At 65.5% G+C, this 26,385-nt stretch carries 12 protein-coding genes and 3 pseudogenes; 11 read left to right on the plus strand and 4 right to left on the minus strand.

Annotation, left to right across the window (positions count from 1 at the left end; all coding sequences use genetic code 11):
* Genes gnd through ACSKB9_RS13050 form a run of 4 tightly spaced genes read left to right on the plus strand, consistent with a single transcriptional unit; the run spans position 1 to position 4,577 of the window.
* Complete coding sequence (gene gnd, locus ACSKB9_RS13035; protein ID WP_438073571.1) at positions 1–984, plus strand: phosphogluconate dehydrogenase (NAD(+)-dependent, decarboxylating); 984 nt, start codon at positions 1–3, stop codon at positions 982–984.
* A 29-nt stretch (positions 985–1,013) separates the two neighbouring features.
* Complete coding sequence (gene zwf / locus ACSKB9_RS13040) at positions 1,014–2,507, plus strand: glucose-6-phosphate dehydrogenase (protein ID WP_438073573.1); 1,494 nt, start codon at positions 1,014–1,016, stop codon at positions 2,505–2,507.
* Between the two features lies 1 nt (position 2,508).
* Complete coding sequence (gene pgl / locus ACSKB9_RS13045) at positions 2,509–3,777, plus strand: 6-phosphogluconolactonase (protein ID WP_438073575.1); 1,269 nt, start codon at positions 2,509–2,511, stop codon at positions 3,775–3,777.
* Entirely contained in the window at positions 3,774–4,577 is an 804-nt protein-coding gene (locus ACSKB9_RS13050) for a Cof-type HAD-IIB family hydrolase (protein WP_225644030.1), read from the plus strand. The genes pgl and ACSKB9_RS13050 overlap by 4 nt, the downstream gene beginning before the upstream one ends.
* Before the next feature lie 360 nt (positions 4,578–4,937).
* Here the strand turns inward: ACSKB9_RS13050 and ACSKB9_RS13055 are convergent, their stop codons facing one another.
* Together ACSKB9_RS13055 and malQ are read right to left on the minus strand one after the other, a co-directional pair.
* Positions 4,938–6,746 carry a glycoside hydrolase family 15 protein gene (locus tag ACSKB9_RS13055; RefSeq protein ID WP_438073577.1) on the minus strand — a complete coding sequence of 603 codons (1,809 nt, stop codon included), beginning with the start codon at positions 6,744–6,746 and terminating at the stop codon, positions 4,938–4,940.
* A 15-nt stretch (positions 6,747–6,761) separates the two neighbouring features.
* Entirely contained in the window at positions 6,762–8,711 is a 1,950-nt protein-coding gene (gene malQ, locus ACSKB9_RS13060) for a 4-alpha-glucanotransferase (RefSeq protein WP_438073578.1), read from the minus strand.
* A 203-nt stretch (positions 8,712–8,914) separates the two neighbouring features.
* Between malQ and ACSKB9_RS13065 the strand changes: the two are divergent.
* The 6 genes and pseudogenes from ACSKB9_RS13065 to treY all read left to right on the plus strand — a co-directional run bounded on the left by ACSKB9_RS13065 (position 8,915) and on the right by treY (position 22,935).
* A pseudogene (locus tag ACSKB9_RS13065) lies at positions 8,915–10,863 on the plus strand (alpha-1,4-glucan--maltose-1-phosphate maltosyltransferase).
* Positions 10,864–10,873: 10 nt separating this feature from the next.
* The gene (treS, locus tag ACSKB9_RS13070; protein WP_438073580.1) at positions 10,874–14,179 is read left to right on the plus strand and encodes a maltose alpha-D-glucosyltransferase; all 3,306 of its coding nucleotides are present in this window, start codon (positions 10,874–10,876) and stop codon (positions 14,177–14,179) included.
* Positions 14,176–16,323, plus strand: a complete 2,148-nt coding sequence (gene glgB, locus ACSKB9_RS13075; RefSeq protein ID WP_438073582.1) for a 1,4-alpha-glucan branching protein GlgB — start codon at positions 14,176–14,178, stop codon at positions 16,321–16,323. The genes treS and glgB overlap by 4 nt, the downstream gene beginning before the upstream one ends.
* A gap of 3 nt (positions 16,324–16,326) precedes the next feature.
* Positions 16,327–18,400: pseudogene (glgX, locus tag ACSKB9_RS13080) on the plus strand (glycogen debranching protein GlgX).
* A complete protein-coding gene (gene treZ / locus ACSKB9_RS13085; RefSeq protein ID WP_438073584.1) occupies positions 18,397–20,148 on the plus strand; it encodes a malto-oligosyltrehalose trehalohydrolase in 1,752 nt (583 codons plus the stop codon). The pseudogene glgX and the gene treZ overlap by 4 nt, the downstream one beginning before the upstream one ends.
* 4 nt (positions 20,149–20,152) lie before the next feature.
* A pseudogene (gene treY / locus ACSKB9_RS13090) lies at positions 20,153–22,935 on the plus strand (malto-oligosyltrehalose synthase).
* A 9-nt stretch (positions 22,936–22,944) separates the two neighbouring features.
* On the opposite strand, the gene ACSKB9_RS13095 reads toward treY, so the two are convergent.
* Complete coding sequence (locus ACSKB9_RS13095) at positions 22,945–23,253, minus strand: polyhydroxyalkanoic acid system family protein (protein ID WP_438073586.1); 309 nt, start codon at positions 23,251–23,253, stop codon at positions 22,945–22,947.
* A 168-nt stretch (positions 23,254–23,421) separates the two neighbouring features.
* Between ACSKB9_RS13095 and ACSKB9_RS13100 the strand changes: the two genes are divergently transcribed.
* A complete protein-coding gene (locus ACSKB9_RS13100) occupies positions 23,422–23,586 on the plus strand; it encodes a DUF3309 family protein (protein WP_076823921.1) in 165 nt (54 codons plus the stop codon).
* A 79-nt stretch (positions 23,587–23,665) separates the two neighbouring features.
* On the opposite strand, the gene ligD is transcribed toward ACSKB9_RS13100, so the two are convergent.
* Positions 23,666–26,308 (minus strand): DNA ligase D, encoded by a 2,643-nt coding sequence (gene ligD / locus ACSKB9_RS13105; RefSeq protein ID WP_438073588.1) that lies wholly within the window; start codon positions 26,306–26,308, stop codon positions 23,666–23,668.
* Between the last annotated feature and the right edge of the window lie 77 nt (positions 26,309–26,385).

The following is a 26,385-nucleotide window of genomic DNA, read 5'->3' on the forward strand; positions in this document are numbered from 1 at the left end:
ATGCAACTCGGCATGATCGGCCTCGGGCGGATGGGCGGCAACATCGTCCGCCGCCTGATGACCCAGGGCCACACCACCGTGGTCTACGACAAGGATCCAAAGGCCATCGCGGCCCTCGTCGCCGACAATGCGACCGGGTCCTCGTCGCTGGAGGATTTCGTCCTCAAGCTGGAGGCGCCGCGCACCGCCTGGGTGATGCTGCCGGCCGGCAAGATCACCGAAGCCACCATCGAGGCGCTGTCGAAGCTGATGCAGCCAGGCGATGTCATCATCGATGGCGGCAACACCTTCTGGCAGGACGACGTCCGCCGCGGCAAGGCGCTCAGGGAGCGCGGGCTGCATTACGTCGATGTCGGCACCAGCGGCGGCATCTGGGGCATCGAGCGCGGCTACTGCATGATGATCGGCGGCGACAAGAAAGTGGTCGACCGGCTCGACCCGATCTTCAAGACGCTGGCGCCCGGCATCGGCGACATTCCTCGCACCTCCGGCCGCGAGGGCCGCGATCCGCGCATCGAACAGGGCTACATTCATGCCGGCCCGATCGGCGCCGGGCATTTCGTCAAGATGATCCATAACGGTATCGAATACGGCCTGATGCAGGCCTATGCCGAAGGCTTCGACATCCTGAAGAACGCCAATATCGAGGCGCTGCCGGCCGAGCATCGCTTCGATCTCGACATCGCCGACATCGCGGAAGTCTGGCGGCGCGGCAGCGTGATCCCGTCCTGGCTGCTCGACCTCACCGCATCGGCGCTGGCGCAGAACCACACGCTCGACAATTATTCCGGCTTTGTCGAGGATTCCGGCGAAGGCCGCTGGACCGTCAATGCCGCGGTCGACGAGGCCGTGCCGGCCGAGGTGCTGACGGCCGCGCTCTACACGCGCTTCCGCTCGCGCAAGGATCACACTTTCGCGGAGAAGATCCTCTCGGCGATGCGCGCAGGCTTCGGCGGCCACAAGGAGCCGCCGAAAAAGGCATAAAAAGCTTGAAGAGAACCGCGGAAGGTCACGTGCAGAAGAAACCCGATCCTTGCTCCTTCATCATCTTCGGCGCCACCGGTGATCTGACGCACCGGCTGGTTATCCCGGCGCTCTACAATCTCGCCGCCGGCAATCTGCTGCCGGACAAATTCTGCGTCGTCGGCATCGCCCGCAAGGGCATGTCGAGCGACCAGATGAAGGACAGCCTGATGCAGGGGCTGCGCAAATTCGCGACCCGTCCGCTCGATGAGGCGGTTGTCACGCGGTTGTTCGAATGCGTCACCTCGATCGAGGCCGATCCGAGCGATCCGCCCTCCTTCGATGCCATGAACGAACGGCTTGACAAGCTCGAGACGGCGCGCGGCACCGGCGGCAACCGGCTGTTCTATCTCGCGACCCCGCCGCGAGCGTTCCTGCCGATCAGCCAGCAGCTCGGGCGCACCGGCATGCTGGAGGAGAACGGCGCCTGGCGCCGGCTGATCGTCGAGAAGCCGTTCGGCACCGATCTCGCATCGGCCAAGGCGCTGAATTCAGCGCTGCTGAAGCTGATGGACGAGCACCAGATCTACCGGATCGATCACTATCTCGGCAAGGAAACCGTCCAGAACATCCTGGTGCTGCGCTTCGCCAACGGCATGTTCGAGCCGATCTGGAATCGCAACCACATCGACCACATCCAGATCACCGTCGACGAGAAGCTCGGCGTCGGTCATCGCGGCAGTTTCTACGACGCCACCGGCGCGCTGCGCGACATGGTGCCGAACCATCTGTTCCAGCTGCTGTCGCTGGTGACGATGGAGCCGCCGGCGCGGTTCGACGCCCACGCGGTGCGCTCCGAAAAGGCCGAGGTGCTGAGCGCGATCCAGACCCAGAGCGAACAGGAGGCGCTGCACAATTCGGTGCGCGGCCAGTATCGCGCCGGCCGGATCGGCGACACCGAGATCGAGGACTTTCTCAAGACGCCCGACGTCAGGCCCGACAGCTCGACCGAGACCTATGCCGCGCTGAAGCTGACCATCGACAATTGGCGCTGGGCCGGCGTGCCGTTCTACCTGCGCACCGGCAAGGCGCTGACCACCAAGCGCACCGAGATCGCGATCAAATTCAAGCAGGCGCCGTTTGCGATGTTCCGCGACACGTCGGTCGATCGCCTGTCGCAGAACTACCTCGTCATCTCCACCGAGCCGACCGAGGGCATCGAGCTGCAGTTCAACACCAAGGTACCCGGCCCGACCATCAACATCGACGGCGTCGAGATGAAGTTCCGCTACAAGGACTACTTCAAGGCCGAGCCGTCGACCGGCTACGAGACGCTGATCTATGACTGCATGATCGGCGACAACATCCTGTTTCAGCGCGCCGACAGCGTCGAGGCCGGATGGCAGGCGGTGCAGCCCTTCATCGACGCCTGGAAGAGCGCCGGCGGCCGTGGCCTGCAACCCTACAAGGCCGGCAGCGAAGGGCCGGAGGCCGCCAATGCGCTGCTGACGCGTGACGGCCGCAGCTGGCGGAAGCTGGGCTGACATGACCGCGGCCGGCGAGCGCAGGATCATCACGGTCGCCGATCCGGCGGCACTGGCGAAGGCGGCCGCCGAGCGGGTGTGCGCCATAATCGAGCAGAACAGCGGCCGGATCGCGGTGTGCCTCACCGGCGGCTCCAGCCCCAAGGCGCTCTATCAGCTGCTGGCGACGCCCGACTATCGCGCGAGGATTCCGTGGGACCGCGTCGACTGGTTCATCGGCGACGAGCGCCTGGTGCCGCGCAAGGACAAGCTGCACAACATGAGCATGGCGCGCCAGGCCTTCCTCGACCGCTGTGCACCGGCCGCGAATGTCCATCCGATCGCAACCGACACCGCCGATCTCAGGGATCCCGACGTCAGCGCGGCGCTGTACGAGAACGAGCTGATGGCATTCTACGGTGCCGAACAGCTCGATCCGAAGCGGCCGCTGTTCGATCTGGTGCTGATGGGCATCGGCCCCGACGGTCACACCGCTTCGCTGTTTCCGGGTTATCCCGCGGTCGAGGAAACCCAGCGCTGGGTGGTCGGCGTGCCGAAGGCCAATGTCGAGCCGTTCGTGCCGCGCGTGTCGCTGACCCTGCCCGCCCTCGCCTCCTGCCGCGAGATGCTGTTCGAGGTGGCGGGCGAGAACAAGCACGCGATCTTGACGCGCCTCTTCGCAGGCGAGAACCTGCCGGCAAACCGCGCGCGATCGCAGGGCGAGACCGTCTGGCTGATCGATCAGGCCGCGCTGCCGGAGGACTTCGTGGGTGACGGACAAAACCCCTGCGCATTGGTCGTGATGGGCGTGTCGGGTTCGGGCAAGAGCACCATCGCTGACCGCCTGGCCATCAGGATCGGCTGGCGCTTCGAAGACGGCGACAGTTTTCATCCGCCAAGCAATGTCGCCAAAATGCATTCCGGCCAGCCGCTCACCGACGAGGATCGCTGGCCCTGGCTGCGCGCGATCGCCGACGAGATCGACCGCACCTGCGGCGTCCGCGAACGCGCCGTCATCGCCTGCTCCGCGCTGAAGCGCGCCTATCGCGACATCCTGGTGCATGGCCGCGACGATATCCGCATCGTCTTCCTCGACGGCTCGCAGGAGCTGATCGCCACCCGGCTCGGCGCGCGAAAGGGCCATTTCATGCCGCCGGGGCTGCTCGCCAGCCAGTTCAAGACGCTGGAGCCGCCGACCCCCGAGGAACGCCCGATCACGGTTGCGATCGACCGACCGGTCGACACCATCGTCGAAGACATCGTCACTCAACTGAAGCTGGACCGCACATGACCCGCATCGCCCTTGTCGTATCCGATGTCGACGGCACGCTGCTCACCAAGGACAAGACCTTGACCGACGGCGCCAGGGCGGCGGTGCGCAGGCTGCACGAGGCCGGCATCGGCTTCACCATCGTCTCCAGCCGGCCGACGATCGGGATGGGCTTTCTGGTTGCGCCGCTCGCGATCACGCAGCCGATCGGCGCCTTCAACGGCTCTTCGATCGTCGATCCGCAGCTCAAGCCCCTCGAGCAGCATTTGATCCCGGCCGCGGTCGCAAAACGCTGCATCGACATGCTGCGCGAGCGCGACGTCGACATCTGGCTGTTCACCAACGACCGCTGGCTGACGCGGAATCCTGACGGCGAGTACACCGCCCACGAGCAGCACACGATCAAGCATGATCCGACCATCGTTGGCGATTTCACACCCTATCTCGATCAGGCCTGCAAGATCGTCGGCGCGAGCTCGGATGCGGCCCTGCTGCAACGCTGCGAGGCGGAGATGCAGCAAATGGTCGGCCGCGATGCCACCGCGGTCCGCTCGCAGACCTACTATCTCGACGTCACCCCGCCCGGCCACGACAAGGGCACCTTCGTCGAGGGCATCGCGAAGCGCCTTGGCGTGCCGCTGGAGAACGTCGCCACGATCGGCGACATGCAGAACGATCTGCCGATGTTCGCGCGAAGCGGCGTCTCCTTCGCGATGGGCAATGCCAGCGACGACGTGAAGGCGCGCGCCACCCATGTCACCGAATCCAACGAGCACGACGGCTTCGCACGCGCGATGGACACGGTGTTGCAGCTTCGCTGAGGCGTACGGACGATCGCCCCACCCGTGATGGAGCGCGGGCCGCAGCGTGATCGCTGTTACAGTCCGCTACATCGCAATCGAGTCAAATCGATCACGTGATCGCGTCACGCTGATCACGCGGCCATTTGTCACGGCGAGATCTGTCACCCGACCAATCCGCGGTTCCTGAGGCGGCCGATTACACGCGCACGATTTCGGAATATTGGAAATATATTCCTGATTTGCCCGACGTGTCAAGTTGCCTGGTCGAATGCCGGCAGCTGCCGGCTCCTTTGCATGGGGTTGTTTTCGATATTTTGGCAGCGCGGACCTGCGGCGGTCCCGCAAGCGGAAGACGGAGGGCGGCATCGCCGCGGTGGTTTAAGTCGAACGCTGTACCGCGGGCTTCTCGGCGTCGGCTCTGGCGGCGCTGAGATTGTGCGCGGTGTTGATCAACGCGATATGGGTCAGCGCCTGCGGGAAATTGCCGGTCTGCCGGCCGGCGCCGGAATCGAACTCCTCGGCCAACAGTCCGAGATCGTTGGCGACCGCGACCACGCGGTCGAACATGGTCTGCGCCTTGTTGACATCTCCTGCCAGCACATGAGCGTCGGCTAGCCACAGGCTGCAGGCCAGGAACGCGCCCTCGATCGGCTGGACCTCATCGGACACCTCGCGCGGATCGTGCCGCAGCACGAACCCGTCGCGCATCATGTGCCGCTCGACCGCGTCGATCGTGCCGCGGATGCGCGGATCGCCCGGCGGCAGGAAGCCAACCGACGGCAGCAGCAGCAGGCTGGCGTCGAGCAACTTTGAGCCATAGCTCTCAACGAAGCTGTTGAGCTCAGGGTCGAAGCCCCGTTGGCAGACGTCGCGATGGATGGCCTCGCGCAGCACCCGCCATTTGACCAGCGGCCCCTTGAAGCCGAACCGCTCCGCGCTCTTGATGGCGCGGTCGAAGGCGACCCAGCACATCACCTTGGAGAACACGTAGTGTCTGGGAGTGCCGCGGCGTTCCCAGATGCCGTGATCCGGCTGATCCCAGACATCGGCGAGATGGGTGACGACGGTGCACTCGAGCGACCAGTTCTCTTCGTCGAGCTTCAGCTTGGCCATGCGGGACTGATGGAAGGCGTCGATCAACTCGCCATAGACGTCGAGCTGAAGCTGCGCGTGCGCGGCGTTGCCGGCGCGTACCGGCTGCGCCCCTTCATAGCCGGACAGCCACCCTGCCTCCCATTCCAGGAGGCGCCGCTGGCCCAGGATGCCGTACATGATCTGCATATTGGCCGGCGCGCCGGCCGCGGCCCGCAGCAGCCAGTTGTGCCAGGCCGCCGCTTCCTCGGTGTAGCCCGAATTCATCAGGGCCAGCAGCGTAAAGGTGGCGTCGCGCAGCCAGCAGAACCGGTAGTCCCAATTGCGCGCGCCACCGAGCTTTTCCGGCAACGACGTGGTGGGTGCCGCGACGATGCCGCCGGTCGGCCTGAAGGTCAGCGCCTTCAGCGTGATCAGCGAGCGCATCACGAGGGCGCGTTGATAGCTGCCGTCATAGGTCGAACGGCTGCACCATTCCCGCCAGTATTCCTCGGTGTCCTTCAGCGCAGCCTCAGGGTCGATCGCCTCCGGCACCGGGTGATAGGACGGTCCATAGGTCAGGACGAACGGCACGGTATCGCCCTCGCCGATCTCGAAATCGGCGATCGTGGTCAGATCCTTGCCGCGGGTTTCGACCGGCGTGCGCAGCACGGTCATGTCCTGCCCGCTGATCGCCAGAAGCCCGTCGCCATCCGGATTCTTCCGCACCCATGGGACATCGACACCGAAGCCGAAGCGGATCACCAGCTCCATGCGCATCCTGACGCGGCCGCTGATGCCGCGAACGAGGCGGACCACATCGGAGGCGTTGCCGCGCGGCGGCATGAAGTCGATCAGCGCGACTGCGCCGCCCTCCGCCTCGAACCGGGTCTCCAGGATCAGCGTATCGTCCCAGTAGCGCCGCGAGGTCTGCTTGATCTCGCCTGTGGGCGCCAGCAGCCAGCGACCGTTCCTCGACGTGCCAAGCAGCGCCGCGAAGCAGGGGTCGGAATCGAATGCGGGCCAACACAGCCAGTCGATCGAGCCGTCGCGGCCGACCAGCGCGGCGGTCTCGCAATCTCCGATCAGTCCATAGTCTTCGATACGAGAGGCCACGCGCTGCGCTCCGCGTTACCCGGTGTGCGAGCGCTCGCGGGTCGCGCGCTTGAGGGCGTCGACGTCGATCGCCGACGCGAGATGCTCGATCGAGACCGGGAGCCGCCGCTTCCAGTTCGGATGCTCGTAGACGGTGCCGGGGATGTTCGGCTGCTCGACAATGCCGAGCAGGTCCTCCATCGACACCGCCATCATCCGCGACCGCGTCCGTGCCAGGAAGCTTGCCACCGAATAGAAATCGTTCGCGTGGATGTCGTGCCGGCGCAGCACGTCGTCGAGCTGGCCGAGCGCGTGCCAGCGCCCCTCGTCGGTCTCGCCGGGATCGATCCCGAGCGCACGCTTGGTCCTGAGGTCGCTGAACGAGCGCCAGCCCGCATAGGTCGAGAGGTCGTGGGTGTTGAATGTCACCAGCGCATTCGGCAAATAGTAGTCGGCGTTGCGGAAGACGCCCTGGTCGTCGGTCTCGAACATCATCACGAGATAGGACCAGATGCCCCAGCCGTTCATCTGCTCGCGAAACCCGGGAGGTACGGTGCCGAGGTCCTCGCCGATCACGACGCAGCGGCTCGCCACGCTCTCCTGCGCGGTCGCCGCCAGCAGCGCCTCGAACGGCATCAGCACATAGGCGCCATTGGCCGGACCGAAGCCGCGCGGCACCAGATAGAGCCGCTTCAGCCCGAACGCGTGATCGAGCCTGATCGCGCCGGCGTGGTGCATCGAGGCGCGCAGCATCTGCCTGAACGGCTCGAACGAGCGCTGTTCAAGGCCCGCGGCGTTGAAGCCGGCAAGCCCCCAGTCCTGGCCCGCCGTGTTGAGCGGGTCAGGCGGCGCGCCGACGCCGAGATGGCGCGAGATCGCGATCTGCTCATTCCAGGCGTCGAACCCGTCCGACTGCACGCCGACGGCGACGTCGAGATAAAGCCCGACCCGCATGCCGAGCCTGTGCGCAAGCGCCTGGCAGTCGCCGAGTTGACGGTCTGCGGTCCATTGCACGAATTCGACGAACTCGACCTCGGCGGCAGAGTCGCGCGAGCGGCGCAATTTGGCACAAGCTGCGTCGCTCGGCTGCCGCCATTCGTCCGGCCATTCCCACCACGGCGTGTTGAATTTGTGCCGCATCACCTCGAAGCAGGCGAAGCGCGACAGCAGCGTGCCCTGCTCGTTGCGATAGGCCTCGAAATCCTGCCAGCGGCCGAGGCCCGGGTTGGCCTTGAAGGCCGCGAACGCCGCGCGCAGCGCGGGCCATTTCTGTGCCGCGACGCCGACATAGTCGACCATGTCGTGGCTGCGGAGCGGTGCCAGCGCGGCCTTGGTCTCGGCATCGACGCGGAATTCGGGAATCTGCTCGACGTCGATGTAGAGCGCATTGAGGAACAGCCGGCTGTTCGGCGAGTACGGGCTGCAATCGCCGGGCCGATCGTCGAACAGCGCATGCAGCGGATTGAGCCCGACGCCGTCGGCGCCGAGCCGGTTTGCGAATTCGAGCAGGTGCTGCAGGTCGGTGAAGTCACCGATGCCCCAGTTGCGCGCTGACCGCACGCCGTAGAGTTGCACCGCGATCACCCAGCAGCGGTCGAACTCGCCGCCGAAAGCGCCCTGCGGCGCCACCAGCAGCGGCAGCTCCTCGCTGCCAGATGCGTCCGACAGCTGCAACCGGTGCACGCCTTCGGGCAGACCCGACGGCCACGTCACACTTCGCTCACGCGCCTCGCCCTGCGCGAGCACCCCGGTGCCATTCGCAAGCTTCCATTGCACCGGAAGCCGGGCAGCTTCCGAGAGCTGCGTTTGCGCAGCCTGGCCGCCTTTGACCACCACGGGATCGGCGATGATCCGACGGGGCGCCTGCGGCGGCAGCGCGTCGAGGATCGCCGTGAGCGCCTCGGGGGTTGTCACACGGCGGTGACCGCTGCCATCGATATACTCGGTCTGGATTCCCAGGGTCTGGGCTTTGGCGTAAAGGTCCATTCGGCACGCTGCCTGCTCGCAACGGTTGGTGGATCGTTGCTAAATTGTACAGATACGGGAAAGGGATAGTTGATGTTCAACGCTCTACCCTATCCGGCGTTCCCACCGGGAACCATTGCCCGGCGAGCGGCTTTCTATATGGGTCTGGCGCGCCTCCTTCCCGGCGCCGGGACGTCATTTGCATTTTTAATGGCGGCATCACCGTGAACAAAACCCTCCGGCCTGTCGAGAGTGCCCATGGCACTTTTCATATCACCGATGTCTATCCGTCGGTTGATGGCGGCCGCTTTCCGGTCAAGCGCATTGTGGGCGAACCTGTCGAAGTGTGGGCCGACATCTACCGTGCCGGACATGACGTGATATCGGCGGCATTGGTGTGGCGGCGCGAGGGCGACAGCGAATGGCAGGTCGCGCCGATGACGGCGCACAGCGACGACCGCTGGGGCGGCGCTTTCGTGCCCGACCGGCCCGGCCGCTACGCCTTCGCGATCGAGGCCTGGACCGATGAATTCGCCAGCTGGCGGCATCGTTTCGAGCAGACGCCGCGCGACGGCAGCGATCACACGCTGGACGCGCTCGAAGGCGCGGGCATGCTGACCCAGGCGCAGGCCGGCAGCCCGGCGGCGGCGGCCGTCATCATCAGGCAGTGCGAAATCTTTCTGCAGACCGGCGAACCAGGCGCGCTGCTCGCGCCCGAATTGCGGGAGGCGATGGCCGGCAGCCAGTTTCGCCGCGATCTGATGCGATCGCAGCTCTACCCGCTGACCGCGGACCGCCCGCGGACGCGCAGCGGCGCATGGTACCAGATGTTTCCGCGCAGCCAGGGCAAGACACCGGGCACGCATGCAACCTTCAACGACTGCATCGCGCGGCTTCCCGACATCGCCGCGATGGGCTTTGACGTCGTCCTGCTCGCTCCGATCCACCCGATCGGCCGGCAGCACCGCAAGGGCCGCAACAATGCCGCGATCGCACAGGCGGGCGATCCCGGCAGCCCCTATGCGATCGGCGCAGCCGAGGGCGGCCACGACGCCGTGCATCCGGAACTCGGCACGCTCGACGACTTCCGCGCCTTCGTGGCGGCAAGCCAGGCGCATGGCCTCGAGGTCGCGCTCGATTTCGCCGTGCAGTGCTCCCCCGATCATCCCTGGCTGAACGAACATCCAGAGTGGTTCAAGCGGCGCCCGGACGGATCGATGCGCACGGCCGAGCATCCCCCGCAGCGCTGGGACGATGTCGTCAACCCGGATTTCGGGTCCGAGAATGCCGCTGCGCTGTGGCGCGCGCTGCGCGACGTCGTGCTGTTCTGGGTCGAACAGGGCGTCAGGATCTTCCGGGTCGACAATCCACACACCAAGCCGCTGGCGTTCTGGGAGTGGCTGATCCGCGAGGTGCGGGACCGCGACGCGGACGTGCTGTTCCTTGCGGAAGCGTTCGCGCGCCCGAAACTGATGAAGGGCCTCGCCAAGCTCGGCTTCACACAGTCCTACAGCTATTTCACCTGGCGGACGCAGCGCTTCGAGCTCGAACAATATCTCGGCGAGTTGACCTCCTATCCCGAGCGTGACTTCTTTCGGCCGAATTTCTTCGTCAACACACCGGACGTCCTGCCCTTCCACCTGCAAAGCGGCGAATCCTGATGTTCAAGTCGCGTCTCGCGCTGGCCGCGACGCTTTCAAGCAGCTATGGCATCTACAGCGGCTTCGAATTGCTCGAACACACGCCGGTCCCCGGCCGCGAGGAATATCTCAACTCCGAGAAGTACGAGATCAGGGTTCGCAACTGGGAGCAGCCGGGGAACATCAAGCCCTATATCGCAGCTCTCAACCGGATCAGACGCGGCAATCCGGCCCTGCAACAATTCGCCAATTTGCGCTTTATCAGTGTCGATGACGGCGGTGTGATCGGCTTCATCAAGGAGGCGGTCGATCAGGGCAATGTGATCGCGGCCGCGATTGCATTGTCAGCCGAACTGCGTGAGGTCTGGCTGCCGCTCGGCGACGTCATGGTCGGCCGTGGCGATGCCCGCCGGCCCGTCTCGGCAGTGGAAGACCTTGTCACCGGCGAGCGCCACGCGCTCGAATGGGGAGGCATCCATCTACGTATAGATCCTGCGCGCGATCCCGCGTTGCTGCTGCGCTGTGTCGCCTGAAGGAGCCGTCATGAACGTATTCTCCTCCGTCAATACCCAGGAGAAGGTCGCAACCGAGACTGCGGACCAGCTGTGGTACAAGGACGCGATCATTTACCAGCTGCATGTCAAGGCATTTGCCGACAGCAACAATGACGGCATCGGCGACTTCGCGGGGCTGACGGAGAAACTCGGCTATCTGCAGGAGCTCGGCGTCACCGCGCTGTGGCTGTTGCCGTTCTACCCCTCGCCCGGCCGCGACGACGGCTACGACATCGGCGACTATGGCGACATCAATCCCGATTTCGGGACGATGAAGGACTTCAAGCGCTTCATCCAGGAGGCCAAGAAGCGCGGCCTGCGCGTCATCACCGAGCTCGTCGTCAACCACACCTCGGACCAGCATGCGTGGTTCAAGCGCGCGCGCCGCAGCCCGCCGAACTCGAGCGCGCGCAGCTGGTATGTCTGGAGCGACACCGACCAGAAATATCTCGATACAAGGATTATTTTTACCGATACGGAAAAGTCGAACTGGACCTGGGATCCGGAGGCCGGCCAGTTCTACTGGCACCGCTTCTTCTCGCACCAGCCGGACCTGAATTTCGACAATCCGCGCGTGGTGCGCGCCATCGTGCAGGTGATGAAGCGCTGGCTCGACACCGGCGTCGACGGTTTCCGGCTCGACGCCATTCCCTATCTGTGCGAGCGCGACGGCACCAACAATGAGAACCTGCCGGAGACGCATGCCATCATCAAGCGGCTGCGCCAGGAGCTCGACGCCTATGCCAAGGGCAAGATCCTGCTGGCCGAAGCCAATCAATGGCCGGAGGACGTGCAGGAATATTTCGGCCATGGCGACGAATGCCACATGGCTTATCACTTCCCGCTGATGCCCCGCATCTACATGGCGATCGCCCAGGAAGACCGCTTTCCGATCACCGACATCCTGCGGCAGACGCCCGACATTCCCGCCGCTGCGCAGTGGGCGCTGTTCCTGCGCAATCACGACGAGCTGACGCTGGAAATGGTCACCGACGTCGAGCGCGACTATCTGTGGTCGACCTACGCCAACGATCCGCGCGCCCGCATCAATGTCGGCATCCGCCGCCGCCTTGCGCCGCTGATGGACAACGACCGGCGCAAGATCGAGCTGATGAACTCGCTGCTGCTGTCGTTCCCGGGCACGCCGATCATCTATTACGGCGACGAGATCGGCATGGGCGACAACATCTACCTCGGCGACCGCAACGGCGTGCGGACGCCGATGCAGTGGTCGCCGGACCGCAACGGCGGCTTCTCGCGCGCCGACCCGGCGCGGCTCTACGCGCCGATGATCATGGACCCGGTCTACGGCTATGAAGCCGTCAATGTCGAGGCGCAGTCGCGCAGCCTGTCGTCGCTGCTGTCGGCGACCAAGCGGCTGATCGCGGTGCGCAAGTCGACGCTGGCGTTCGGACGCGGCACCATGACCTTCATCCGCCCGGAGAACCGCTCGGTGCTGGCCTATGTGCGCCAGTACCAGGGTGAGGCGATCCTGTGCGTCGCCAATCTGTCGCGGTCGGCACAGGCCACCGAACTCGATCTCTCCGCCTTCAAGGACCGCATTCCGCTCGAGATGCTCGGGCGCACGCGCTTTCCGGCGATCGGCGAGCTGCCCTACATGATCACGCTCGCGCCGTACGGCTTCTACTGGTTCCAGCTGCAGGAGCGCGACAAGTCCGAGCCGGTGACGCCGCGCGCGGTGCCGGAATTCGAGACGCTGGTTGTACCGCTGAATTCGACCTGGATGTCACTGGCGCGCACCCGCGGCGTGTTCGAGCACGACGTGCTGCCCGGTCATCTCGCCCGCACGCGCTGGTACCCGGAGCGATCGGCGAGTGCGATCCAGCCGGTGCTGGTCTCCGCGATTCCGTTCTGCGACATCGGCGACAACCGGCCGTGGCTCGCCTTTTTCGAGACCACGCAGCGCGGCACCACCAGCCGCTACGTGCTGCCGATGCAGATCGAGTGGGTGCGCTTCGACCGCGAGCGCTACAACCCGCGCGCCTTTGCCGCGATACGCCAGGGCGCGCGCGAGGGCACGCTGCTCGACGTTGCCACCGACCAGATCTTCACCGGCCTGTTCCTGCGCAACCTGCGGGAAAACCTCACGGTCGACGAAGGCGAGCAAGGCCTCAAGCTCGAATTCCGGCCGACCAGCCGCTTCTCCGACCGGCCGGTGCGGCAGCCCGAGCGCATCCGGGTGTTCGAGAACGATCAGCCGCATTCGACCGCGCTGGTCGACAACGAATATGTCACCAAGATCTATCGCAAGCTCGAGGTCGGTATCAATCCGGAGATCGAGATGGGCCGCTTCCTCACCGAAGTGGTCAACTTTCCGAACACCCCTGCCTTGCTCGGCACCGCCGAGCTGATCGAGGGCGACAAGCGCAGCGCCATCGCCGTCCTGCATGCGATGGTCGTCAATCAGGGCGACCTCTGGACTATCGCAGGCGCACACCTCGACCGCCTGGTCGAACGGCAGCGCCTGCTGACAGTGAGCGAGCACCCCGTGGAGAACGGCGACCAGGCCACCTATCTGCGCCACATGTCGCATAGCGGAAAGCGGCTGGCCGAGCTGCATCTGGCGCTCGCCAGCAACCGCGACCTGCCGGACTTCGCGCCCGAGCCGACCAAGCCCGACGACCTGCAGCGCTGGGCCGACGAGATCATGGCGCGGGCCGAGCGCGTGTTCGATACGCTGAAGCAGCGGCGCGGCTCACTGAGAGAGGCCGACCGGCTGCTGGCCGATCAGTTGCAGGCCCAGCACGACACGCTGCCGGAGCGGCTCAAGGCGCTGCTGCCGCGCGAAACCGACGGGTTCAACATCCGCCATCACGGCGACCTGCATCTCGGCCAGTTGCTGGTGGTCAAGGACGACGTCTTCATCATCGATTTCGACGGCGGACCGGGCCGCACCATCGCCGAGCGGCGGCGCAAGGCACCGCCGGCGCGCGACGTCGCCGGCCTGATCCGTTCGATCGACTATGCGGCGACCGCCGCGCTGGAACGCACGCTCAAGGTCTCCCCCGACGAGAGCGGCCGGCTGAGCCTCGCCTTGGCCGAATGGCGCGACCAGGCCGCGGATACCCTGCTGGCGGCCTATCGCGAGACGGTGGCCGGCCAGCGGCTGTGGCCCGCCGACGCCAAGACGGCCGATCGCCTGCTCAATTTTTTCCTGCTTGAGAAAGCCTTCTATGAGATCGAGTATGAGCTGGCCAACCGGCCGGATTGGCTGCGGGTGCCGCTCACCGGCCTGCTGAGGATCCTGGCGCAACAGCCGCATGAGGTTGCATGAGCAAACTGCCCGCCGAGGCCTATGCCATCATCGAGGGCCGCCACTCCGACCCCTTCCACTATCTCGGGCTTCACCCCGAGGGGGATCGCAACGTCGTGCGCGCCTTCCTGCCCGATGCCAGCAATGTCGAGGCGATCGGCGAGCATGGCGAGACCGCACAGCTGGCGCGGATCCATGACGCCGGCCTGTTCGCAGGCCCCCTGCCGAACGGCTCGACGCGCTACCAGCTCCGCGCCCGCTTCGGTGACAACGTCGTCGAGCTCGAGGATGCCTACCGCTTTCCGCCGATCCTGAGCGATTTCGATCTCTATCTGCTCGGCGAAGGCACGCATCAGCGCGTCTACGATACGCTCGGCGCGCATCCGATGACGCTCGACGGCGTCGACGGCATCGGCTTCGTGGTGCTGGCGCCGAATGCTCGGCGGGTCAGCGTGGTCGGCGACTTCAATTTCTGGGACGGACGGCGGCATCCGATGCGCGTGCGCGGCCCGGGCTACTGGGAACTGTTCATCCCGCGTGCAAGGGTCGGCGACCACTACAAGTTCGAGATCATCGGGCGCAACGGCCAGCATCTGCCGCTGAAGTCCGATCCCCTGGCGTTCGCCGCCGAGGTGCGCCCGAAGACCGCCTCGATCGTGATCGACGAGCGCAAGATCCCGCATCCGCGCCCGGCGCCGGATCGCGTCAACGCGCTGAGCTCGCCGATGTCGATCTACGAGGTCCATCTCGGATCGTGGCGGCGCAAGGGGCGCAACGAGTGGCTGACCTATCGCGAGATGGCGGAGCAGCTGCCGGCCTATGCCAGCGACATGGGCTTTACCCATGTCGAATTCCTGCCGATATCAGAGCATCCGTTCGACGGCTCCTGGGGCTACCAGCCGACGGGCATGTTCGCACCGACCAGCCGCTTCGGCTCGCCGGACGATTTCGCCGCGCTGATCGACGCCTGCCACGGCGCAGGGCTTGCGGTGCTGCTCGACTGGGTGCCCGGGCATTTTCCCGACGATCCGCACGGGCTCGGCAATTTCGACGGCACCGCGCTCTACGAGCACGCCAATCCGCTGCAGGGCCGTCACCTCGATTGGGGTACGCTGATCTACAATTACGGGCGCACCGAGATCACCAATTTCCTGGTGTCGAACGCGCTGTTCTGGCTTGATCGCTACGGCATCGACGGGCTGCGCGTCGATGCCGTCGCCTCCATGCTCTATCTCGACTACAGCCGTCCCGCCGGCGGCTGGATCCCGAACAAATATGGCGGCCGGGAAAACATCGAGGCGATCGACTTCCTGCGCCGCTTCAACACCGAATTGTTCGCGCATTTTCCGCAGGCGACGACGGCGGCGGAAGAATCCACCGCATGGCCGCAGGTGTCGCGTCCCGTCGAATATGGCGGGCTCGGCTTCGGCTACAAGTGGAACATGGGCTGGATGCACGACACGCTGAAATACATCGGCAAGGACCCGATCCACCGCAAATACCATCACGGCGACATCCTGTTCGGCCTGCACTACGCCTTCTCGGAGAATTTCATCCTGCCACTGTCCCACGACGAGGTCGTGCACGGCAAGCGCTCGATCCTCGGCCGCATGCCCGGCGACGACTGGCAGCGCTTTGCCAATCTGCGCGCCTATTACAGCTTCATGTTCGGCCACCCCGGCAAGAAGCTGATGTTCATGGGCTGCGAGTTCGGCCAGGAACGCGAGTGGAATCACGACTACTCGATCGATTGGCATCTGCTGCAACAACCGAAGCACAGCGGCATCCAGAACCTGGTCCGCGACCTCAACCGGCTCTATCGCGCGCTGCCGGCGCTGCACGAGCTCGACTGCGACCAGGCCGGCTTCGAGTGGGTCATCACCGACGATGCCAACAACAACGTGTTCGCCTGGATCCGCAAGGGCAATGCTGAGCGCGCACGCTGCCTCGTGATCGCGAACTTCTCACCCAACGTCTACCGCAACTATCGCGTCCCGGTGCCGTTCGCGGGCAAGTGGCACGAGGTGTTCAACTCGGATTCCGCGCATTACGGCGGCACCAATGTCGGCAATGTCGGCGAGGTGCGCGCATCGGAGGACGCCACGCCCGAACTGAGCCTGACCATTCCGCCGCTGGCTGCGATCTTCCTCGTACCGGAAAGCTGATTGATGCGACTGACCGGGGGTACGTCCGCACGGCTCGGTGCAAGCTGGGACGGCAGAGGCACCAATTTTGCGCTGTTCTCGGCGAATGCGGAGAAGGTCGAGCTGTGCCTGTTCGACGGCCAGGGCCGCCGCGAGCTCGAGCGGATCGAGATGCCGGAGCGCACTGAAGACGTCTGGCACTGCTATCTCAACGACGTCTCGCCGGGCCAGCTCTACGGCTATCGCGTCTACGGCCCCTACGCGCCGGAGCGCGGCCATCGCTTCAATGCCAACAAGCTGCTGCTCGATCCCTACGCCAAGCGGCTCGCCGGCCGGCTGGTATGGAGCGACGCGCATTTCGCCTACCGCACCGGCAGCGCGCGCGAGGACCTCTCGTTCGACCGGCGCGACAATGCCCGCGGCATGCCGAAGGCGGTGGTGGTCGACGAGAGCTTCAACTGGGGCCGCCGCGAGATCCGGCCGCACATTCCCTGGGAAGACACCATCATCTATGAGGCCCACGTCAAGGGCCTGACGCAGAAGCGCGAGGACGTGCCGCCGAACCTGCGCGGCACCTATGGCGGATTGTCGTCGCCGGCGATGATCGACCACCTCAAGCGGCTCGGCGTCACCACCATCGAGCTGTTGCCGATCCACGGCCTGATCGACGACCGTATCCTGGTCGAGAAGAAGCTGGCGAACTACTGGGGCTACAACACCATCGCCTTCTTCGCGCCGGAGGCACGCTACGCCCAGGACAACGCGCTCGATTCCTTCCGCACCACGGTGGCGCGGCTGCACGATGCCGGCATCGAGGTGCTGCTCGACGTCGTCTACAACCACACCGCCGAGGGCAACCATATGGGCCCGACGCTGTGCTTCCGCGGCATCGACAATGCCTCCTACTACTGGCTGAACCGCGAGAACCCACGCTTCTACGACGACTTCACCGGCTGCGGCAGCTCGGTCAACCTCACCCATCCGCGCGTGCTGCAGATGGTAATGGATTCGCTGCGCTACTGGGTCGAGGTCTGCCATGTCGACGGTTTCCGCTTCGATCTGGCCACCACCCTGGCGCGCGGGCCGAACGGGTTCGATCGCAACCACCCCTTCCTCACCGCGATCCGCCAGGACCCGGTGCTGGCAACCGCCAAGATGGTCGCCGAGCCCTGGGACCTCGGTCTCGGCGGCTACCAGGTCGGCGCGTTTCCATCGCAATGGTCGGAATGGAATGACCGCTATCGCAGCGCGATGCGGCGCTACTGGAGCGGCGAAGGCAGCCTGATCGGCGACATCTCGGGCCGCATGACCGCATCCTCCGATCTGTTCCACCACGACGACCGTGCGACCCGCGCCAGCGTCAACCACATCACGGTGCATGACGGCTTCACGCTCGCCGATCTCTTCAGCTACAACGAGAAGCACAACGAGGCCAATGGCGAGGACAATCGCGACGGCTCCAACGACAATCACAGCAACAATTGCGGCCATGAGGGCCCGACCGACGATCCTGCCATCATCGCGCTGCGCCGGCAGCTCAGGAAGAATGCGCTGGCCTGTCTGCTGCTCGCACAGGGCACGCCTTTGATCCTCGCCGGCGACGAGGTCGCGAATACGCAAGATGGCAACAACAACGCCTATTGCCAGGACAATGAGACCGGCTGGATCGGCTGGGAGAACCTCGGCACGGACGACGACGCCATCGATTTCATCGGCCATCTCACAGCACTGCGCCAGCGCTTCGGCCAGATCCGCTGCCAGCGCTGGCTCGACGGCCGCCGCACCGACGGCAGCTACGGCGTGCTCTGGCTGACGCCCGCGGCCGAAGAGATGAAGGAATTCCGACTGGAAATTCCCCGAGAGCCGATTCCTCGCCTATGTGCTGGGGCCGATGGAACCAGGACAGGCGCCGATCTTTATCGTGCTCAACGCCGCACCGCAGGAGATCGTGTTCAGGATGCCGAGGATGGCGGAATACAGGAGCTGGCGGCAGGTCTTGAACACGACCAAGGCCGAGCAAACGGCTGAGCAATTCGCATCCGGCGCCGATACCAGGGCACCGCCGCGCTCGGTGCTGGCATTTGCAGGCTCCACATGAACAGACAACATTTCGGCGCCGAGCTGACACCTGACGGCATGCGCTTCCGGCTCTGGGCGCCGGCGGCCAAGCGCGTCGACCTCCTGCTCGACAACCCGCATCCGCTCACGCGCGATGCAGCCGGCTGGTACGTCGCCGAGGTCCCGGGCGCGCGCGCCGGCACGCGTTACAAATTCCGCATCGATGACGAAGTCGATGTGCCGGATCCCGCCTCCGCATTCCAGCCGGACGACGTGTTCGGCCCGAGCGAGGTGATCGACCACGCCGCCTTCAAGTGGCGCGCGACGGACTGGCGCGGACGCCCCTGGCACGAGGCCGTCGTCCTCGAGGCCCATGTCGGCACCTTCACCCGAGAGGGCACCTATCGCGCCATGATCGACAAGCTCGATCATCTCGTGGCGACCGGCATCACCGCGCTCGAGCTGATGCCGCTGGCGGATTTCGCCGGGAAGCGCAACTGGGGCTATGACGGGGTGCTGTGGTACGCGCCCGACAGCGCCTACGGCCGGCCCGAGGACCTCAAGACCCTGATCGACGAAGCGCATCTGCGCGGGCTGATGGTGATGCTCGACGTGGTCTATAACCATTTCGGCCCCGAGGGGAATTATCTCGGCCGCTATGCGCCGTCCTTCTTCAGTGACGCGCACACGCCGTGGGGCAGCGCGATCGACTATCGCGTGCCCGAGGTGCGTGCGTTTGCGATCGGCAGCGTCGTGAGCTGGCTGCGCGACTATCGCTTCGACGGGCTGCGGTTCGATGCGGTCAACACCATCGTCGAAGCCGGCGAAGTCTCGGTGCTCCATGACTTCAGCAAGGCCGCCGGCAAGCTCGCCACCGAGACCGGCCGCTATATCAACCTCGTGCTCGAAAACGGCGACAACATTGCAAGCCTGCTCGATGCCGCCGAGGATCCGCCGCACGGCAAATTCCGCGGCCAATGGAACGACGACTATCATCACGCCTGGCACGTGCTGCTGACCGGCGAGACCCAGGGCTATTATGGCGACTACCGGGCGCCGAAGCAGGACCTCGCACGCGCGCTGTCGTCCGGCTACATCTACCAGGGCGAAGTCTCGGAGTTCTGGGGCGGCAAGGCCCGCGGCGAGCCGAGCGGCATGCTGTCGCCGACCTGCTTCATCAACTTCCTGCAGAACCACGACCAGATCGGCAACCGGCCGCTCGGCGATCGTCTCGTCAGCATTGCCCGGCCGGCGGCGGTCGCGGCGGCGTTGGCGGTGACGCTGATCGCGCCGACCACGCCGATGCTGTTCATGGGCGAGGAATGGGGCGCGACGACGCCCTTCCCGTTCTTCTGCGATTTCAAGGGCGACCTCGCCAATGCCGTCCGCGCCGGACGACGCAAGGAGTTCGCCTGGGCGTATGCCAAATATGGCGACGACATTCCCGACCCGCTTGCCGACGAAACGGTGCGATCGGCCGTGCTCGACTGGGCGGCGCTCGGCCATGATCCGGCGCGCGCGCGGCTTGCGCTGGTGCGCGACCTGCTCGCCGTGCGCCGGCAGGAGATCATGCCCCGGCTCAAAGGGTGCCGTTTCGGCGATGCCATCGTGGCTGGCGACCTGTTGACGGCGCATTGGCAGATGGGCGACGGCAGCACGCTGCGGCTGACCGCCAATTTGTCCGCTCGCGACATCCCCGATGGACCGGAGCCGAAGGGAACTGCGATCTGGGGCGGCGCGTTGTCGAGCGACCTCCCCGGCTGGGCGGTGCGCTGGCACATCGGATAGCACAATGCCTCCGGCGATCCCGATCGCAACCTACCGTCTGCAACTCACTGCCGATTTCGACTTCGATGCCGCCGCCGGCGTGGCGCCGTATCTGAAGGCGCTCGGCATCAGCCATGTCTATGCGTCGCCCTTCATGAAGGCGCGCAAGGGCTCGACCCACGGCTATGACGTCGTCGACCACACCAAATTCAATCCGGAGCTCGGCGGCGAAGAGGGCTTTGCGCGGTTCAGCGACGCATTGAAGCGCCATGATCTCGGCCTGATCCTGGATTTCGTGCCGAACCATGTCGGCGTTCACTTCGCCGACAATCCGTGGTGGCTCGATGTGCTGGAATGGGGACCGGCGTCGCCGCACGCGGTCTCCTTCGACATCGACTGGGACCAGCTGCCCTATCGCGCGCGCGGCGGCGTGCTGCTGCCGATCCTCGGCTCGTCCTATGGCCAGGCGCTGGAGCGCGGCGACATCGAGCTGCGCTATGACGCGAACGAGGGCAGCTTCTCGGCCTGGTATTTCGAGCACCGCCTGCCGATCGCGCCGGAGCGCTATGGCGAGGTGCTGCGCACCATCGTCCGCGAGGCCGCCGCGGAAGATAGCCCGACCGGACGCGCGATGCTCGAGCTCGCCGCGCAATACCGGGCGCTGCGTCGCCCCAACCGCGTCGAAGCGCCGGCGCTGAAGGCGGCGATCAAGGCGATCGAGGGCGGCGCCGATATCATCGCACGCGGCCTCGATGCCTATCGCGCCGGCGAGGACCGCCCGACCCAGACGCTGGCGCTGCACCATTTGCTGGAACGCCAGCACTACAAGCTCGGCCACTGGCGGCTGGCGTCCAGCGACATCAACTATCGCCGCTTCTTCGACGTCAACACGCTGGCCGGCCTCAGGGTCGAGGACGCCGCGACCTTCGAGGCGAGCCACAGCCTCGTGAAGCGGCTGATCGCCGAAGACCGGCTGCAGGGCCTGCGGCTCGACCATATCGACGGCCTGCGCGATCCCGCGCAATACTTCCAGCGGCTGCGCCGCCTGATCCGCTCCGCACAGGGCGCGAAGGCCGGGCCGTTCTACGTGGTGATCGAGAAGATCCTCGGCGAGGACGAGAAGCTGCCGAGATTCAGCGGCGTTCACGGCACCACCGGCTATGAATGGATGAACACGATCAGCCAGGCACTGGTCGACGGTCGCGGCCTCGATCCACTGAACGAGATCTGGCGCCAGATCAGCAACCAGTCGCCGAACCTGACGCCGGTGTTGCGCGAGGCCAAGCAGCGCGTGCTGGAGACGCTGCTCACCAGCGAATTCACCGTGCTGGCGCGGCTGCTCGCGCGCATTGCCAGCGGACACTACTCGACCCGCGACTTCTCCGGCGAGCAGTCTGCGGCAGGCGCTCGAGCTCTATGTACTGCACTTTCCGGTCTATCGCACCTATCTCACCGCCTCCGGCCCCGCCGCGCATGACCGCACGCTGATCAGCGAGACCATCGAGCGCGCTCGCGCCGACTGGTTCGCCGCCGACGAAGGCATCTTCGATTTCCTGCGCGATGCCTTGACCATGGACCTTTTGCAGCCCGGCCGGCCGCCGCATGGCGCGCCGCGGGTCCGCCGCTTCGCGCTGAAGGTGCAGCAATTCACCGGGCCGATGATGGCGAAGTCGCTGGAGGATACCGCCTTCTACCGCTATCACCGGCTGCTGGCGCTCAACGAGGTTGGCGGCGATCCGGCGGCGGGTGCGATCGCAGCGGAGGCCTTTCACGCCATGATGCAGGCCCGCGCCCGCGAATGGCCGCACGGCATGACGGCGACCGCGACCCACGACACCAAGCGCGGCGAGGACGCCCGCGCCCGCATCATGGCGCTTGCGGAAATCCCCGGCGAATGGACCAGCGCGGTGGCGCGCTGGAAGGTGCTGAATGCGCCGCATCTGGTGCTCGACGGCGAGATGCGCGCGCCATCGGCGACGTTCGAATACATGCTGTATCAGGCCCTGCTCGGCGCCTGGGATTCCGATGATGCGTCGCTCGCCGCCCGCATCCAGGCCTACGCGCTGAAGGCAGCGCGCGAGGGCAAGCAGGAAACCAGCTGGCTCAATCCGCACCAGCCTTACGAGGCCGGCGTGAAAGCCTTCATCGAGCGGATCCTCGATCGCGAGACCTCGCCGGAATTCCTCGATGCGCTGGGGACGCTGGCGCAACGGACCGCGTTGATCGGCGCGCTGAATTCGCTCAGCCAGATCACGCTGAAGGCAACCATGCCGGGCGTGCCGGATTTCTACCAGGGCACCGAAAGCTGGGATCTTTCGCTGGTCGACCCGGACAACCGCCGCCCGGTCGACTTTACCGAACGGGCAGGAATGCTCGCCGCGCTGGAGATGCCGGATTGGGATGCGCTGGCGCAAGACTGGCGCGACGGCCGTCTCAAATTCGCATGGACGCGGCATCTGCTCCGGCTCCGCAACGAGCTGGCCGATGTGTTCACCAGCGGCGACTACGTGCCGCTCGCCGTCAGCGGCCCGCACCGCGATCACGTCATTGCCTTCGCGCGGCGCCATGGCCGCGAGGCGGCGATCGTTGCGGTGGCAAGATCGTTCGCCCCGTTCACGCAGGGCGGCCGCAGCTGGCCGCGCCCCGAAGCTTTTGAGGGTGAAATCGACGCGGCTGGATATGCGCTCAGGGATGGCGCAACCAGCGATTCAGCTCCCGGAGCTGTTCGGCAATCTGCCGGTCGCCGTGCTCAAGACAAAGGTCGCGGGGATGAAACGCACCGCAAGGCCGGCGCGCTCGCACGCCTGACGTCCTGCGTCAGCGCTTGGTCAGCAGCAATTGCCCGCGCTTGCGGATCGCCGCCTGCGCGACCTCGGCGAACCGTTGCAGCAGCCACGGCAGCGTCACCTCGACCCGCACATGGGAATCCTCGACATCGACATGCCCGGCTGCGACCTGCCCCAGCGCCCGGACGCGAAAGCTCATCCGGTTGTCGTCCCAACGCTCCTCCTCGACGCTCATGACCGGCAGGTTCGCCGTCGCGCGCGACAGGCCCGTTTTCAAGCGGCGCATCGCCTCGTCGCGGCCGAGGCTATGGGGTATCGAAACGATCAGCGGCGCCGACATTGCGATGCACTCCTCCGTGGGTTTGGTTGATGTAGTTCTGTTCCAAGGCAAACGGAAGAACCACACAGTTTTATCGCGCCGCCAACTCCGGAACCTTCACAGTTACGGGTTGTTTTCCTTCCCGAAGGGCAGAAACGAGACGAGCCCGCGGGGCTGAGGAGACGCTAGATGTCAATTGGAACGATCATTCTCATCATTCTGGTCATTGCGCTGCTTGGCGGCTTCAGCGGCATCGGCGGCGGACCGTTTTACGGCACCGGCTATTACGGCGGCGGCGGGCTCGGCCTGGTCGTCGTGATCCTGCTGATCCTGCTCCTGATGGGACGACTGTAGCCCTTGGTAGCGTTGCGTCCTGCCGATATCGACGACCAGCATCACCCGCGAAAGCGGGTGGTGCTTCGTTGGACGGCGCTTACTTGGCCGCGAGCTTCTTCATCGCCGACTTGATCGACGACGCCGCATCCTCGTAGCCATCCCAGGCCTTCGTCTTCGCGAGCAAGGCCGGCACGGTGCGCAGCGTGAATTTCTTCGGATCGAGATCACCGCGCAGCTGCGGCCAGGTCAGCGGCATCGACACTGTCGCCCCCGGACGCGCCCGCGGCGACAACACCGCGACCGCCGTCGACATCCTGTCGTTGCGCAAATAGTCGAGGAAGATCTTTCCCGTGCGCTTGGCCTTGGACATGTTGATCAGATAGCGCTCGGGATCATCCTGCGCCATCCACTGGCAGACCGCCTGCGCGAACGCCTTGGCTTCCTTCCACGTCACCTTGTCCCTGCTGCCTGCGAGCAGCGGTGTGACGACGTGCAGACCTTTGCCGCCGGTGGTCTTGCAGAAGCTTTCGAGGCCGACCGCGGTCAGCCGTTGCCGCATGTCCTTGGCGGCGTCGATCACGTCGGTGAATGCAACATCGGGCGCGGGATCGAGATCGAACACCAGCCGGCCCGGCGTGTCATAGGCATCGGGCGCGCAATTCCAGGGATGCAGCTCGAGACCGCCGAGCTGCGCGACTGCTGCCAGGCCCTCGATCCGGTCGATCTGCAAATAGGGTTTACGGTCGCCCGAGACCTTCGCAAGCTTGAGCAGTTTTGATGTGCCGGCCATCGCATGACGCTGGAAGAAGGTCTCGCCCTTGATGCCGTCGGGCGCACGCACGATCGAGCACGGCCGGCCCTTGAGATAGGAGATCATCCATTCGCCGACCGCCTCGAAATAGTTCGCGAGGTCGAGCTTGGTCACCGGCTCGCCATCGCCCGCATCGGGCCACAGCGCCTTGTCCGGGTGCGAGATGACGACACCCATCACCTCGCTGGACGCCTTCCCGGTGCCCTTCTTCGCCACGCCCTTGGCCATCGGCTTCACCACTTCGGTTACAACCGGCCGCTCGGCCTCGACCTCATGCGCCGGCTTGTCCTGGCGCAGGCCCTTGAAGGCGGCCTGGCGGATATTGCCGGCGTCGGTCCAGCCGGCGAACTCGATCTCGGCGACCAGCTCCGGCTTGAGCCAGTGCACGTCGCGGGCCTTCTTCGGCGCGTCCTTGCCGCCGAACGGGCTCTTGTCCGCCTCCGCCGCCTTCAGCGCCGGCATGATGCGACGGACCGTGTCCTGGCCGAAGCCGGTGCCGACGATGCCGACAAACGCCAGATGATCGCCGCGATAGACGCCCGCCATCAGCGAGCGGAATTTGCCATTGGTGGTCTTCCAGCCGCCGAGCACCACCTCATGGCCGGCGCGGATCTTTGCCTTGGTCCAGTCGTCGGAGCGGCTGGAATGGTAGGCACCGTCGAGCCGTTTGGAGACGATGCCTTCGAGGCCGAGCTTGCGCGCGGATTCCAGCACCGCCTCGCCGCGCTGCTCGAAATGTTCGACATAGCGGATCAGGTGGTTCTTGCCCTTGCGCGCCGCGAGCAATTGCTTCAACCGCGTCTTGCGCTCGGCGAGCGGCAGCGGGCGCAGGTCCTCGGTGCCGGCGAACAGCAGGTCGAACGCGTAGAAGATCAGCCGATCCGTCTTGCCGTCGGAGAGCGCGGCCTGCAGCGTCGAAAAATGCGGCGTGCCGTTCTTGTCGAGCGCGACGATCTCGCCATCGATCAGCGCGTCGGGCAGGTTCGAAGCCTCCTTCACGATCGCGCCGAACTTGGCGGTCCAGTCGAGCCCCTTGCGCGTTTTCAGCACGGCCTCGCCGTCTTCGACGCGGAGCTGCACGCGGTAACCGTCGAACTTGATCTCGTGGCACCAGCCCGTGCCATTGGGTGGAGACTCGACCGCGGCGCAGAGCTGCGGCGCGACGAAAGCAGGCATCTCGGCCACCTGCTTCAGCTTCGCCTGCCGCGCCACTTTCAGCCGCTCCTTGGGCGCCGGCGCCTTGGTCCTGGCGCGCGCGTCCGCAGCCATGCCGTGGTTGGACTGCCAGACCGCGTCCGCTTTGGCCTTGCCGTTGCCCTTGGCCAGCATGAACGGCTTCGGCGCCCGGCCCTTGCCGGCCGCGATCTGCGCCATCGAGCGTCCGGAGGCGACCGAACGGTCTTCGTCGAGGATCTCCCCGCCGTTGCCGTCAACGGCATATTCGTCGCGGTGCTTGATCAGGAGCCAGTTGGTGCGCTTGCCGCCAAAGCGGTCGCCCTTCATCCGCACCAGCACCCAGCTGCCGTGCAGCTTGTCGCCCTCAAGCGTGAACTTCAGGTCGCCCTTCTTGAAGCCGCGCTCGGGATCGTCCGATTCCCAAGTGCCGCGATCCCACAGCTGCACCGTGCCGCCGCCGTACTGGCCTTCGGGAATGGTGCCTTCGAAATCGCCATAGTCGAGCGGATGATCCTCGACCTCCACCGCCAGCCGCTTGTCATGCGGATCGAGAGAGGGCCCGCGCGTCACCGCCCAGGACTTGAAGACGCCATCGAATTCGAGCCGCAGATCGTAATGCAACCGCGTCGCGTCGTGCTTCTGGATGACGAAGCGCCGCTGCTTGCTGGGTGCGACCTTGACGTCGCCCGACGGCTCGTTGGTCTTCTCGAAGTCGCGCTTCTTGCGATAGGTGGACAGGTTTCTCAGCGACACAACAAACCTCGACAAACCCTCGGCGCAAACGACGGCCGCCGCCTCCGTGCGGCCATCAGGAACCAAAACCCACGGTA

The sequence above is a fragment of the Bradyrhizobium sp. BR 1433 genome (genome assembly GCF_051547665.1).
GTDB lineage: Bacteria > Pseudomonadota > Alphaproteobacteria > Rhizobiales > Xanthobacteraceae > Bradyrhizobium > Bradyrhizobium australafricanum.